Below are 13,790 nucleotides of genomic sequence, written 5' to 3' on the forward strand. Positions count from 1 at the left end.
TTTCTTCCATTCTTAATTTTTTAAGTTCACCATTTATTACGAACCCCATCAAATCACTAGCAACTTCGCTACACACAAAATTCTCGCAAATATCCTTTTTTGATTTCACTTGATTTTGTGTTTGTTTTCACATTCGCCAACAAACTCATTATACTATTTGTGAATTTTTTAGTCAACTTAAATATATAAAATAATATATATTTCTTTTCTTTCTTATTTTTTGACGGAAAGGATGAGCCGTCGCAGGAAATTCATCACATTTTTCCAATCAACTTAACAAAATCGCAAGAAAATGATTTCTCTCTAATTTTTCTCTAAAAATATCCTATTATTAGTTGTTATTTCTTTCATTTTCTGTTTGAATAATACAAGAGCATTTCTTTTGTTCTCAATAGAGATAAAAGGGGTATAAATTTATGACAAAAAAAATCGGTTTTGATCCACAAAAATATATTGAAGAGCAATCAAAATATATTTTAGAACGCGTAGATAATTACGATAAATTGTATCTGGAATTCGGTGGAAAACTAATTGGTGACATGCATGCCAAGCGTGTTTTACCTGGCTTTGATCAAGATGCAAAAATCAAATTATTGCATAAGTTAAAAGATCAAATAGAGATTATTATTTGTGTATACGCCGGTGATATCGAACGTAATAAAATTCGCGGAGATTATGGTATTACCTATGATATGGATATCATGCGTTTAATCGATGAGCTAGGCGACTATGAACTCGCAGTAAATAGTGTCGTCATTACTCGTTACAACGGGCAACCTTCTACAAAAATCTTCATGAACAAACTACAACAACGTGGCATTAAAGTATTTACACACCGTGAAATTGAAGGCTATCCAGTGAATGTTGATAAAATTGTTAGCGATGAAGGTTTTGGGCAAAATGACTATATCCCAACCACAAAACCAATCGTCGTTGTAACCGGTCCTGGAGCTGGTAGTGGGAAGTTAGCAACTTGTTTAAACCAGTTGTACCATGAAAGTCGCCAAGGGAATTCTGGTGGGTATTCAAAATTTGAAACGTTCCCCGTTTGGAACATTCCTTTAAAACATCCCTTAAATATTGCTTATGAAGCAGCAACGGTCGACTTAAAAGATGTGAATATGATTGATTCTTTCCATTATGATTATTATGGTGAAGTAGCGGTTAATTATAATCGCGATATTGAAACGTTCCCTATTATTAAGCGAACCATTGAAAAAATTACTGGACGCGAAGCTGAATTTCATTCACCAACGGATATGGGTGTCAATCGCATCGGTTTTGGTATTATTGATGATGCCATTATTCAAGAAGCTTCAAAGCAAGAAGTCATCCGACGCTACTTTGAAACAGCAAGCAATTATAAAAAAGGGGTAACAGATTTAGATACCCTTAATCGAATTCAAATTATTATGGAAGAACTTGACTTACGGCCAGAAGATCGTGCTTGTGTTCTGCCTGCACGACAATATTCTGAAAAACTTAAAAACCGCTCTGATTGGGATCAAGAATTTACCCCACCAGTGATGGCTTTAGAGTTAGCCAATGGCCGGATTATTACTGGGCGTGGTTCTGAACTAATGGATGCAAGTGCGTCCGCTGTTTTAAATGCGATTAAATTTTTAGCAAATATTAGCGATGAAATTTTACTTCTTTCACCAAATATTTTAGAACCGATTCAACGCTTGAAATCCAATGAATTAGCTGGGCGAATCACTTCACTAAATATTTCAGAAATTCTAATTGCCTTGTCCATTAGTGCGGTTACAAACCCGACTGCTCAATTAGCTTATGCCAAACTGATTGAACTAAAAGATACTCAGGCGCATTCAACCGTGATTTTAAATAAAGATGATGAACAAATTTTACGTAGTTTAGGAATTTCATTTACTTGTGATCCTGACTTCCCTTCTAAAAACTTATTTTATGTTTAAAAATGGGGGGCATCTATGATTAAAAATAAACAAGATTGGTTTTTGCGTTTTGTTAAGGGGATGTTTATTGGTTCAGGCTTTATCTTACCAGGGGTTAGCGGTGGTGCACTCGCTGCTATTTTTGGGATTTATGGACGGATTATTTCTTTTTTAGCAAACCTAACGAAAGATTTCAAAGACAATGTTTTCTTCTTTTTACCAATCGGCTTAGGAGCAATCACAGGGGTCTTTATCCTTTCGTTTTTCGTGAGTTTTCTTTTAGGGGCTTACGAAAAAATGATGATGTGGTTTTTTATCGGTTGCATCGTCGGAACGGTACCCGCACTTTGGCAAGAAGCGGGAAAAAAAGGACGTTCTAGGCAAGAATGGTTCATTTTATTCGCGAGTTTAATTGGTGGTTTTTTATTCCTATATAGTGGCGCTCAATTTTTTCCAGAAGTCAGTCAAAACTTTTGGACCTGGATGCTAGCTGGCGCTTTGATTGCTTTAGGTATGATCGTTCCAGGATTAAGTCCTTCAAACTTTTTAATTTATATGGGCATGTATAAAGCGATGTCGGATGGTATTAAAGAAATAAACTTTTCGGTCCTGTTCCCCCTTGCTTTAGGTGGGATTTTAACCGTTATCGTTTTTTCGAAACTCATCGATTATGCTTTCAAAAAAGCCTATCCACAATTGTTTCATTTTATTTTGGGTATTGTTTTTGCTTCAACTCTTATGATTGTACCAACGGATTATTCTAGTTTTACCTTCTTTCATTCTCTTGCTTCCTTCTTTTTATTATTAGGTGGCATTGGTTTGGGTGCTTGGATGAGTCGTTTAGAAGAAAAATATACATAAAAAAGTGACAACTAATGGACTTGATTGTCGATTAGTTGCCACTTTTAACAACTACTTAAGGAGAATTTGTTTTTATGTTAGAAATGATGATGGCTTTTTTTGAACAATATTTAACCCCTAAAATGGTCGTATTTTTTATTTCACTAATGCCCGTTTTGGAGTTACGTGGTGGGTTAGTGGCAGCCAGTATTTTGGGACTACCTTGGTATGAGGCGATGCCAATTGCGATTATTGGAAATTTAATCCCCGTCCCTTTTATTATTTTCTTTATTGAGAAAATTTTAACGTTCCTTGCTGAAAAAGGCCCAATAAAAAAATTAGCCAACAAAATGATTACGAAAGGCCGCGATGGTGGTCAAAAGATGATGGAGAAATATCCTGAACGATTGATGTTAGGTCTTTTCTTATTCGTAGCGATTCCATTACCAGGAACCGGTGCTTGGACAGGTTCTTTAATTGCCGCTTTACTTGGTTTACCACCAAAAAAATCATTCTTCCCAATTGCTTTTGGTGTCTTAACCGCTTCTGTGATTATGCTTTTGTTAGCATACACCATCCCCGGCGCATTCGGATTAAAATAGGTTATTTAATGAGCGTTTTGCTTCGAGTCATAACGAACGATTTTTTCAAATGGCTTTTTCATTTCAAAAAATTGAGAGCTATGACCGAGAAGCTGCTCATTAAATACCGTCTATCCAGGTTATTTTATAAGCATTCTGTTTTAAAGTATCACGAAAAAGCGAGCTCCCTTAATATTTTGGGGCTCGCTTTTTTTATTTTTCTCAAACGACTTTTGCTAACTGACAACTAAAAAGTGATTTTGTATTGGCAACAACGTGTTGAGCAACTTGGGCGTCGTTCATCGTGTATAAATGAACCCCTGCTACGTCTTGTGTCACTAAATCCACAATTTGATCAACTGCATAGGCAAGTCCTGCTTCTCGCAACGCTTGTGGGTTGTGCTCATATTTTTCTAAAATCGCTAAAAATTTTCTTGGTAATTTTGTTTGCGTTGTTTTAATTAAACGTAATGCTTGTTTACGATTTACGATGGGCATGATTCCAGCGATAATCGGTGCTTGAATATCCGCTAAAGCGCAAGCCTCCTGGAACTGATAAAAAACATCATTGTCCAAAAACAATTGCGAAATCAATTTCTCACAACCAGCATCGACTTTTTTCTTTAGATTTTGGACATCAGCAACGCGACTGCCGGATTCCGGATGAATCTCTGGGTAACAAGCGCCACTTAGTTGAATATTAGGTGAATGATTTTTAATATAGCTTGCTAGTTCACTCGCGTATTTAAAATCCTCTTTTGGCACCATGTTCGGCAAAATATCGCCACGCAAGGCCAAAACTTGGTCAATTCCCAGTTGATTCAATTGTTGTAGTACGTCATCGACTTCTCTTTTGGTTAGATACGTCGCCGGTAGATGAGCAATCGTTGGAATATGGAGCTCTTGATGGATATAACTCGCCACTTTGACGGTTGTTTCCGCTACTTGATTGGTACCATTGCTACAAGTGACACTAATAAATTCTGGTTCTAATGCCTTTAATTTTGGTAAGGTGGTCATTAACTTACTCACCCCCGTTGTCGTATTTGGCGGAAAAACTTCAAAAGATAAGCCTTTTAACATTTTCTACAACTCCTTTCGTATCTGCTTCACTGCTTTTGTCATATTTTCTAAGCTGGCTCTTGTTTCGGAGATTCCTCTTGTTTTTAAGCCACAGTCTGGGTTTACCCAAACTTTTGGTAATGGCACCTTCGTTAAAATCGTTTGAATTGTTTCTGTTATTTCTTCCACACTTGGCACACGTGGTGAGTGGATATCGTAGACACCCGGTCCAACTTGTGTTTTGAAGTTTTGGCGTTGTAATTCATCTAGAATTGCTAAATTCGAACGAGACGCTTCAAAGGAAATCACGTCGGCATCCATTTGATCAATCGCACGAATAATATCGGTAAATTCGCTATAACACATATGCGTATGAATTTGTGTTTTTTCTTGTACTTTACTATGAACCAAACGAAAAGCTGGGATGGCCCAATCTAAATATTCTGAGTACCAATCGGATTTTCGCAACGGTAATTTCTCACGTAAAGCTGCTTCATCAATTTGAATAATTTGAATGCCATTTTTTTCCAAATCAAGGACTTCTTCTTGAATCGCTAAGGCTATTTGTAAAGTGGAATCTTTAATACTAATATCTTCACGTGGGAATGACCAGTTTAAAATCGTAACTGGACCTGTTAACATCCCTTTGACAAATTGATCGGTTTGGCTTTGCGCGTAGCTCGACCACTTCACCGTAATGGCTTGTTTACGGGTCACGTCGCCCCAAATAATTGGTGGTTTCACGCCACGAGTACCGTATGATTGAACCCAACCATTTTGACTAAATAAATAGCCTTCTAGATTTTGACCAAAATACTCGACCATGTCGTTTCGCTCAAATTCCCCATGAACAAGTACATCTAATCCGACTTCTTTTTGCCAAGTTAACCAGTCATTAATTTGATCGGCAATGTATTGGTCATATTCTGCTTGCGTAATTTCTTGGCGGTTAAATTTGGCGCGCGTTTGTTTCACTTCTTTCGTCTGTGGGAAAGAACCAATTGTTGTGGTTGGTAAAACTGGGAAATTAAAATGCGCTTTTTGCGAAATTTCTCTTTCTTCAAAAGCCGGTGTCCGTGTAAAATCAGCCTCTGTTAATTGGGCAACCCTATCGTGTAATGCTTGATTTTTTGCAAAACGTTCTTTGGTAAATAACGCTTGATTCGCTTCTAAATAAGTTTGACCTTGCTCATTTAAAATGGCATTTAATTCTAACAATTCAGTCAATTTTTCTTTAGCAAATGCAAAATGCTCTTTAATTTCTGCTGGGAAGCTTTCATTTTCAGTCGTAAAAGGCACATGGAGCAATGAGCAAGAAGTGGTTAAAACAATTTGTTCAACGGCTAACTCTTTGATGAAAGCAAGTGTTTGCGCATAATCGTTCCGCCAAATATTTTTCCCGTTGACAACTCCCGCATACAAAATCTTATCAGCTGGGAAATTATTTTTTACTAATTCTTTATTTTTAATCCCTTCCACAAAGTCCAAACCAATCGCTTCAAACGGTAAAGCAACTAATGTGTCATAAGCATCGCGGACATCGCCAAAATAGGTTTGTAACAAAACAGGCAAGCTTTGGTTTTCTAATAATGTCTCGTAAATCGCTTGGAATTCCGCGACTTCTTTTGCCGTTAAATCTTTTACTAAACCAGGTTCGTCGATTTGAAGATCTTTAGCGCCTAACTCAAATAACCGTGTCGCAATTTCTTTGTATGCAGCAATTAAATCTTGTATCACCTGTTCGCGATTGACCCCTTCAGAAAATTCACTAATTTGAAGTAAAGTAAATGGTCCTAAAATAACCGGACGTGTTTCGATCCCTAAGGCTTTTGCTTCTGCATACTCATCGAAAATTTTCGTACCGTTTACTTTAATTTGTGTCGTCGTTTCAATTTTTGGCACAATGTAATGGTAGTTCGTATTGAACCATTTTTTCATCGGGCGTGCTTTAATGTCGCCTTTTTCTCCTTGGTAACCACGAGCTAATGCAAAATATTTATCTAGTGTTGATAAATCAATCGTCGTTAACTCCGCTGGCACGATATTCAATAAAAACGATGTATCTAAAGTAGTATCGTAAAATGAAAAATCGTTACTTGGAATTTCATCAATCCCTTGTTCTTTAACGAGTTGCCAATGTTTTTGACGCAAATCTTTGGCAAACGCTTCTAATTCTTTCGCACTAATTTCATGACGAAAATATTTTTCCGTCGTATATTTTAATTCACGTTGCTCACCAATTCTTGGAAAGCCGATAATAGTTGTTGTCATAAGCCATTTCCTCCTGCATCTTTGTTAAGTAATAAACTACCATGTTTTCTTTGTTTGCGATAATTCAAAAAAACAAGAACCAGTTATAGCTTTAAACTATACCCCTATGTTATACTAAAAAGAATCATTTGAAGTTCAGCCTGCGATTGGTTAGTGAAGGAATAAAAAAAGGAGTGATTCGGTGCGTTTAGAACAATTGATTTATTTAGAAAAAATTATTGAAAAAGGTTCCATCAACGAGGCGGCCAAAGATTTGTATTTGTCGCAACCTAGTTTATCAAATGCCATGAAAGAACTTGAAAGCGAGATGGGGATCCAGCTCTTGTTACGGAATCCGCGAGGGGTTAGTTTAACTGAGCAAGGACGCGAATTTTTAGCTTATAGTCGCCAAATTCTAGATCAAGTCAACCTCTTAGAAGAAAAATACAAAGACATTCGCCCGCGAAAACAAGCTTTTTCAGTTTCTGCCCAACACTATGCTTTTGTCGTGCATGCCTTTGTAGAGCTTATTCGCACGGTTGATACAGAAGAATATAGCTTTACTTTGCGTGAAACAGAAACAGAAAATATTTTTGATGATTTAGCGAGCTTTCGTAGTGAATTAGGGATTTTGTATTTGAATTCTTTCAATCATCAAGTCATGACCAAGTTATTTAAAGAAAAAAATTTAACATTCACTCCTTTATTTGATGCACAACCACATGTGTTTGTCAGTCGAGAGAATCCTTTAACGAAAAAAAAATCACTCACTCTAGAAGATTTGGAAGACTATCCTTATCTTTCTTATGAACAAGGCGAAAACAATTCTTTTTATTTCTCGGAAGAAATTTTAAGTACTTGGGACCGGAAAATGAACATTAAAGTCAGTGATCGCGCAACGATTTTCAACTTAATGGTCGGTTTAAATGGCTACACTATCAGCTCGGGCATTATTAGTAGCGAGTTAAACGATGACAAAATTGTTGCCATCCCACTTGAATACGAAGACACGATTACCCTTGGTTGGTTAAAACAAAACCAGCGCGAACTAAGCCCGATTGCTCGTTCTTATTTAACCATGCTGAAAAACCATATTCGTGGCTATGGGTTTGAGATTTATCCGGAAAAAGAGTAGGCAAGAGATTATTTAATGTCGGCAAATGAAGGATTTTCTTGAATTTGCATCACGGTTTCTTCATCACTGAAGCCATATTCTTTTTGAATGAGTAAGGCACCTAAAGCTATTCGTAAAAGTTGTGTAACATTGCTTTTTAACTAACAGGTTGCTCAAAATCTGCAAAAATAGGTGGCGTGTAAATTTTTGATTTATATATTAGAAACCTCCAACATTGATCAAAGTGCACGATTTTCCGTGTTCTACCGTTAAAAATCTTGCACTTGTTCTATAAAATATCGAGGTCAAATATCGCTGTTTCCATGTTTTTTATTGAATCGGTAGACAATAAATAGCTCAAAATAAATGGCGTTTTACTGTGGTTCTTATTTAAAATTTATATAACGGAATGAAATTTTTTCCTTTCTTAACATCGTTTCAATAATAAGAAAAAGAAGTATTTTTTTGTAACTTGCTTAGAAGTCTGTTACAGAATTGTGTTCATTCTCAACTTTTAGCACACGAAAAAAGCGAGCATATGAACGCTCACTTTTTTCGTGTGTTTTTTACTAATTTACATCAAAACTTGGGAAAGAAACAGAAATAAGAGCCATCCCTTATTTACAAACAAGCAGCGTGAAAAAAACATTTTTTTATTTTCAGTTAGATAATTATTTTTAATTTAGCGTAATGATATTAAGGATGGTATTGGTTAATTTCCTCTATCAATAATTATTACTGTTTTGCTGAGCCATTTCCATGTCCTGGGCTATAGTTCGCTGCCTCTTCAATAGTAATTAGTCGAAAATTGTTAGGTTTTTTTACTTGACCATACGTTAAGCGGCTTGATTCTTTTAAAAATTTATAACCTGCAGGGGCTTGATACCAATCTCCAACTAATCGTAACTCCCCAGGTCCGGAAGCTTTTTCCGCTTCTAGTGCCGCTTGCCTCTCAGCCGCAGCTTGCTGTTGGGCTTTTTCTTCCAATCGTTTTGTACTATTATTTGAATATTCATCATAATTTTTCTTTAACTCTTGATAATTTATTGCTAGGTTCCCTGGTTGGTACTCTGTTAGATTTAATGAATTTGTGAGTAATAAACTTGTTGTTTTCAAAGTTTCTTTTTCTATTGTAGATAACTCACCTGTGCTAAGCAGTGTATTTACTGAATCGATCAAAGCTAATGACTGATCTTCATTATCTGTAAAATCTCTTTCTATTTTTTCTTGTTTTTCACTTATCTGATTAATTAACTTTTGTGAAGTTTCTCTTCTCTTAATTACTATCTCAATATCATTGGCGTTTTCAAAAAACTGAGAACTTTCATTTTGATCTGTTTCCAAAAGATTTTTATCTTCTTTTGATACATATTTTCTACTAAGCAATGCACTTGATTCAATATTTAGGTCTTTTAATTCATCAATAGCAGAAATCATTTGTTGTTGTTTAATCGATATTCCTTGAAATAAATTATGAATTTTCTTTTCTAAATTTCGAATTGGCTTTACTTTATCTGTTGATTTTAGATTATTGACTTCTTGCTTTACATCTGGAATATTTTGTTTATCTTCTAAAAGAACATATGCTTCTTCACTCTTTTTTTCTAAAGTTGTAAACTCCTTTAATAGTAGTGAATATTCTTTTTGAGCAGTTTTCGCTTCAGCTAATAAATTTCTTTCTTCTACTTCGGAAAGATGTTGTTTTTCTGTTTCAATTAGTTTGTTTAGCGCTTTTCGGTTTTGTTTTTTCTCGACTAATTCAAAATTATTTAATTCTCTTGTTAGTAATTTGGAATCTTCTGAAGAAATAAATTCTGATTTTAATGTCTCATTTATTCTAACAACTTGCTTAGTTTGTTGCGTATATATTTCTTGATAAGCATTTTCATTTGCTTTTGTTGCGAAAATCCCAGCAGTTGAAAAAGCTAATACTATCCCTATTAATTCGCGTCTAATTCTCATTTCCCCCTCCTCCTAATGCTAAATTAAATCTTTCTTCCGTTTCTCAATTGATTCTCTATACCAATCTAAAGATAATTCGATATTTTGGTCATGTCGTTCATCTAATGTTAAAAATTCATAATAATTGATAATTTCTTGAATAATTCTATGGATTTCATTTTTAGATTTTTCAACATTCCAATTTTCGCCATCAGTTAAACGATTCCAAATTTCAGTTGATTCTTGTTTAAAATAACTATCTAATTGATAATCAATAAAAAAGACTAGCTCCTTATTATCAGATATTTCCTCATTATTTTTTAAAAAATTTAATAATTTTTGATAATTTTTACTCTCAACTCGTATTTTATAAGCATAATAACAACTTACTAACATACCTATAAAATAAATAAAAATTGGTTCTATTCGAAATAAATCTAGCCATACAAAACAACTAGTAATAACTAAAATTAAAAGTGAAAAGAAGATTACCTTTAACTCATAACGTTTGTGTTTCTGATACAAAGATAAAATATAATAATACTCACTCATATAATAAAATCTCCTCTTTTGTTTATGACTTCAAGTAATCATAACTTGGATATAAACAAAAAACAATCCTATAAAATTCCGTAACTATTATACTACATTCTATCATTTTAGTAGTATAATAGTTACAAAATAACGACTCCCCATGAAATTAAAAAAGTAATTTCATGAGGAGTTTTTTAATTATTCTTTTTCCCGGTCAACTCAGCCACTAACTGACTGGTTGTTTCTTGTTTTTCTTGTGCCAAAGAGGCGACAATTTTTGAACCAACAATTACGCCATCACAAGCGGCATTAAAACGTTCGACTTGTGCGCGGTTTGAGACGCCGAATCCAGCTAAGACAGGGATGGGACTTTGATCAGCGATATAAGCCAAATGCGTATCTAGTTGTGCTTGGAAAGCTTGATCAATTCCTGTTGTCCCGTTCACTGTCACGGCATAAATGAAGCCTTCACCGACTGCAAGTAAATCTTTCATCCGTTCTTTTGTACTTGTCAAACTCACTAGTTGAATGACCGCTAAGTCACTTTCAGCTAGTCGCGGTAAGATGAAATCACGATGTTCATAGGGAATATCCGGGACAATTAGCCCTTTGACGTCGGTTGATTCTAAGTCTTTCACAAGTTGATCAAAGCCATAGTGAAAGAATGAATTGGCATACCCCATCAAAATAATTGGAACTGGTGAATGAATGTTTTCCAAAGTGGCGACGATTTTTTTGAAAGTAACGCCTTTTTTAAAAGCATTTAACGCCGCTTTTTGAATAACAGGACCATCCGCAACGGGATCGGAAAATGGAATACCTAATTCAATAGCTGTTGCGCCATTTTCAGCCAACAATTGAATTTCAGCTTCTAATTGGTCTAAACCATTGCCTCCTGCCACAATATAAGGAACAAAGATTTTTTCCCCTGCGTCTTTTTTTTGTTTTAAATAAGCGGTTAAACTTTTTTCCATCCTATTTATCCCCTTCCATGCGTTCTTTGATTTGGACCACGTCTTTATCGCCACGGCCTGATAAACAAACGACAATACTTTGATCTGGTCGCATTGTTGGCGCCAATTTTACTACTTGCGCTAACGCATGCGAGCTTTCTAGGGCGGGGATAATTCCTTCTACTCGTGATAACAAGTGAAATGCAGCCACGGCTTCTTCATCCGTTACCGCCACATAAGTCGCACGTTTAATTGCCGCTAAATGGGAGTGTTCCGGGCCGACTCCAGGGTAATCCAGTCCTGCAGAAATGGAGTAAGGTTCAATCACTTGACCATCTTCATCTTGTAGCAAGTGCATCCGCGCACCATGTAAATAACCGACTTCGCCTTTTGTTAAAGTCGCGGCGTGCTCGTTTGTCTCCACACCTAAACCAGCTGCTTCGACGCCGATTAACTGCACTTCTTCATCTTGAACAAAAGGTGAAAAAATCCCAATTGCATTACTACCGCCACCAATACAAGCCATTACGACATCGGGTAATCGTCCTTCTTTTTCTAAAATTTGGCGACGTGCTTCTGTTCCAATCACACTTTGAAAATCGCGGACCATTTCTGGGTAAGGATGCGGACCTAGGGCTGAACCAATAATATAATGGGTGTCTTCAATATTAGCGACCCAGTATCGTAATGCTTCATTCACGGCATCTTTTAAGGTATGATTCCCTGAATAAACACTTTCAACTTTGGCGCCGAGTAACTCCATCCGAAAGACATTTAACGCTTGACGCTTCACATCTAGTGCTCCCATAAAAACAAGACATTCCATCCCAAACAAAGCTGCGGCCGTCGCTGTTGCCACGCCATGTTGACCGGCGCCGGTTTCTGCAATAATTTTCTTTTTCCCCATTTTCTTAGCTAATAAAACTTGCCCGAGTGCATTATTAATTTTGTGCGCCCCTGTATGATTTAAATCTTCACGTTTTAAATAAATTTTGGCGCCACCGAGTTTTTCACTTAAGGCTTTGGCATAATAAAGTGGGGTTTCACGTCCAACATAATCTTTCAAGTAATTAGCTAGTTCTTCCCGAAAATCCTCGTCATTTTTTGATTCCTCATAAGCTTGTGTCAGTTCTTTTACTGCATGCATTAGGGTTTCAGGCACAAATTGTCCACCAAATTCGCCGTAAAAGCCTTTTTCGTCTGGTTGTTGATACATATTACTTACTCCTTTACAGCCTGGATAAAGGCTCTTATTTTTTGAATATCTTTTTGACCGTTTGTTTCAACGCCACTGGAGACGTCTACTGCAAAGGGGGTGAAAAAAGTGATGGCTTCTTTGACATTTTGTGGATTTAAGCCACCTGCAATAAAGGTTCGCCGCGTTTTAAGTATGTTTTGTAATGCTGGAGTAACGCTTTGCCAATGAAAGGTTTTCCCATTGCCGCCAGCATATTTTTCGTTTGTAATCGGGGCATCTAGCAAAATAAACGCCGTGTCACTTGTTTCAATTTGTTTTTTCAAACTTGGACTTTGGCCGTTAAAACTTTGAATGATTGGCAAAGGGCTCGCTTGTTGTTCTTCTTTCCATTCACCATGGATTTGTAATAAATCCAGTTGGGCAGTTTTAGCGATATGGATCACTTCTGTCAAACTTGGTGACACAAAGACGCCCACTTTTTTGACTCTTTTCGGTACATTTTTAGTGATGGCTAATACTTGTTCTGGTGTGACTTGCCGTTTGCTTTTTGCGAAAACAAAACCTAAATAATCGGCCCCTGCTAAAACGGTCGCATCCACCATTGCTTGATCCGTTAAGCCACAAATTTTAACTTTCGTCATACGCGACTCACTTGAAGTGCTTGGGCGACTTCTCTTGGGTTTTGTGCTTTCATTAAAGTTTCGCCAACTAAAACACCATGATAATAAGGCGCCACTTTTGCAACATCTTCGGCCGTTTTAAAACCCGACTCACTAATATAAATCGCCTCACTGGCTGGTGGGGCCAAAGCGACACTTGTTTCAATACTGACGTCAAATGTTTTTAAATTACGATTATTGACGCCAATGATTTTGGCACCAATCTTTTGTGCAATTGCTAATTCTACTGCATCGTGGGTTTCAACCAATACTTCTAAATTTAAGTCACTAGCTGCTTGATATAATGTTGCTAAGCGTTCTGGACTTAAAGCAGCGACAATTAGTAAGACGATACTGGCCCCTGCATTTTTGGCCCGCACGAGTTGTTTTTCTGAAAGAATAAAATCTTTGCAAAGGAGCGGTACAGAAACGACTTGGCTGACCGACTTTAAATCTGTAATGGTTCCTTTAAAAAAAACTTCATCCGTCAAAACCGAAATCGCACTTACACCCGCCGTTTCATATTTTTTGGCTTGAGCTAAAATATCAAGATCCGTATTAATGTTGCCTTTTGAAGGCGATGCTCGCTTAATTTCACCAATTAAATGCATTTTTTCGGCATTGTTTTTTACTAAATCGTAAAATTTAGCCCGTTGATTTGGCGTTTGGAGCGTTTCATAAGGCATTGCCTCAATCTCTTTGGCTTTTTCTTTTAAAATTTTTTCTAAAAAATCCATTCTTTTTC

General features: G+C 36.4%; 12 protein-coding genes. 4 read left to right on the plus strand and 8 right to left on the minus strand.

Going from position 1 to position 13,790, the window contains the following annotated elements:
- The first annotated feature begins 416 nt into the window (after window positions 1-416).
- The 3 genes from JOD14_RS03945 to JOD14_RS03955 all read left to right on the plus strand — a co-directional run bounded on the left by JOD14_RS03945 (window position 417) and on the right by JOD14_RS03955 (window position 3,355).
- Window positions 417-1,934 (plus strand): DUF1846 domain-containing protein, encoded by a 1,518-nt coding sequence (locus tag JOD14_RS03945; protein ID WP_204653408.1) that lies wholly within the window; start codon window positions 417-419, stop codon window positions 1,932-1,934.
- Between the two features lie 15 nt (window positions 1,935-1,949).
- Window positions 1,950-2,774 (plus strand): DUF368 domain-containing protein, encoded by an 825-nt coding sequence (locus tag JOD14_RS03950; RefSeq protein ID WP_204653410.1) that lies wholly within the window; start codon window positions 1,950-1,952, stop codon window positions 2,772-2,774.
- 74 nt (window positions 2,775-2,848) lie between these two features.
- Window positions 2,849-3,355, plus strand: coding sequence for a COG2426 family protein (locus JOD14_RS03955; RefSeq protein WP_204653412.1), 507 nt, complete (start codon window positions 2,849-2,851; stop codon window positions 3,353-3,355).
- Window positions 3,356-3,556: 201 nt separating this feature from the next.
- Here the strand turns inward: JOD14_RS03955 and metF are convergent, their stop codons facing one another.
- On the minus strand, window positions 3,557-4,417 hold the full coding sequence (metF, locus tag JOD14_RS03960; protein WP_204653413.1) for a methylenetetrahydrofolate reductase [NAD(P)H]: 861 nt from the start codon (window positions 4,415-4,417) through the stop codon (window positions 3,557-3,559).
- A 3-nt stretch (window positions 4,418-4,420) separates the two neighbouring features.
- Window positions 4,421-6,667: a 5-methyltetrahydropteroyltriglutamate--homocysteine S-methyltransferase gene (metE, locus tag JOD14_RS03965; RefSeq protein ID WP_204653414.1), complete on the minus strand. Its 2,247-nt coding sequence runs from the start codon at window positions 6,665-6,667 to the stop codon at window positions 4,421-4,423.
- Window positions 6,668-6,848: 181 nt separating this feature from the next.
- On the opposite strand from metE, the gene JOD14_RS03970 reads away from it, so the two are divergent.
- On the plus strand, window positions 6,849-7,781 hold the full coding sequence (locus tag JOD14_RS03970; protein WP_204653415.1) for a LysR family transcriptional regulator: 933 nt from the start codon (window positions 6,849-6,851) through the stop codon (window positions 7,779-7,781).
- Window positions 7,782-8,495: 714 nt separating this feature from the next.
- On the opposite strand, the gene JOD14_RS03975 is transcribed toward JOD14_RS03970, so the two are convergent.
- The 6 genes from JOD14_RS03975 to trpC form a co-directional block, all read right to left on the minus strand.
- Window positions 8,496-9,722: a hypothetical protein gene (locus tag JOD14_RS03975; RefSeq protein WP_204653416.1), complete on the minus strand. Its 1,227-nt coding sequence runs from the start codon at window positions 9,720-9,722 to the stop codon at window positions 8,496-8,498.
- Between the two features lie 18 nt (window positions 9,723-9,740).
- Complete coding sequence (locus JOD14_RS03980; protein ID WP_204653417.1) at window positions 9,741-10,253, minus strand: hypothetical protein; 513 nt, start codon at window positions 10,251-10,253, stop codon at window positions 9,741-9,743.
- A gap of 176 nt (window positions 10,254-10,429) precedes the next feature.
- On the minus strand, window positions 10,430-11,209 hold the full coding sequence (gene trpA / locus JOD14_RS03985) for a tryptophan synthase subunit alpha (RefSeq protein WP_204653418.1): 780 nt from the start codon (window positions 11,207-11,209) through the stop codon (window positions 10,430-10,432).
- A gap of 1 nt (window position 11,210) precedes the next feature.
- A complete protein-coding gene (gene trpB / locus JOD14_RS03990) occupies window positions 11,211-12,404 on the minus strand; it encodes a tryptophan synthase subunit beta (protein WP_204653420.1) in 1,194 nt (397 codons plus the stop codon).
- A gap of 5 nt (window positions 12,405-12,409) precedes the next feature.
- Window positions 12,410-13,027, minus strand: coding sequence for a phosphoribosylanthranilate isomerase (locus tag JOD14_RS03995; protein WP_204653421.1), 618 nt, complete (start codon window positions 13,025-13,027; stop codon window positions 12,410-12,412).
- Window positions 13,024-13,782: an indole-3-glycerol phosphate synthase TrpC gene (gene trpC, locus JOD14_RS04000; RefSeq protein ID WP_204653423.1), complete on the minus strand. Its 759-nt coding sequence runs from the start codon at window positions 13,780-13,782 to the stop codon at window positions 13,024-13,026. Before trpC ends, JOD14_RS03995 begins: the two co-directional genes overlap by 4 nt.
- Window positions 13,783-13,790 lie beyond the last annotated feature (8 nt).

Origin of the sequence: Enterococcus lemanii, assembly GCF_016909125.1 — a bacterium.
Classification (GTDB): Bacteria; Bacillota; Bacilli; order Lactobacillales; family Enterococcaceae; genus Enterococcus_I; species Enterococcus_I lemanii.

What these genes read in the sequence shown, in the direction of transcription:
- JOD14_RS03945 (WP_204653408.1), top strand. Translation starts at nt 417, where the DNA reads ATGACAAAAAAAATCGGTTTTGATCCACAAAAATATATTGAAGAGCAA.
- JOD14_RS03950 (WP_204653410.1), top strand. Translation starts at nt 1,950, where the DNA reads ATGATTAAAAATAAACAAGATTGGTTTTTGCGTTTTGTTAAGGGGATG.
- JOD14_RS03955 (WP_204653412.1), top strand. Translation starts at nt 2,849, where the DNA reads ATGTTAGAAATGATGATGGCTTTTTTTGAACAATATTTAACCCCTAAA.
- metF (WP_204653413.1), bottom strand. Translation starts at nt 4,417, where the DNA reads ATGTTAAAAGGCTTATCTTTTGAAGTTTTTCCGCCAAATACGACAACG.
- metE (WP_204653414.1), bottom strand. Translation starts at nt 6,667, where the DNA reads ATGACAACAACTATTATCGGCTTTCCAAGAATTGGTGAGCAACGTGAA.
- JOD14_RS03975 (WP_204653416.1), bottom strand. Translation starts at nt 9,722, where the DNA reads ATGAGAATTAGACGCGAATTAATAGGGATAGTATTAGCTTTTTCAACT.
- JOD14_RS03980 (WP_204653417.1), bottom strand. Translation starts at nt 10,253, where the DNA reads ATGAGTGAGTATTATTATATTTTATCTTTGTATCAGAAACACAAACGT.
- trpA (WP_204653418.1), bottom strand. Translation starts at nt 11,209, where the DNA reads ATGGAAAAAAGTTTAACCGCTTATTTAAAACAAAAAAAAGACGCAGGG.
- trpB (WP_204653420.1), bottom strand. Translation starts at nt 12,404, where the DNA reads ATGTATCAACAACCAGACGAAAAAGGCTTTTACGGCGAATTTGGTGGA.
- JOD14_RS03995 (WP_204653421.1), bottom strand. Translation starts at nt 13,027, where the DNA reads ATGACGAAAGTTAAAATTTGTGGCTTAACGGATCAAGCAATGGTGGAT.
- trpC (WP_204653423.1), bottom strand. Translation starts at nt 13,782, where the DNA reads ATGGATTTTTTAGAAAAAATTTTAAAAGAAAAAGCCAAAGAGATTGAG.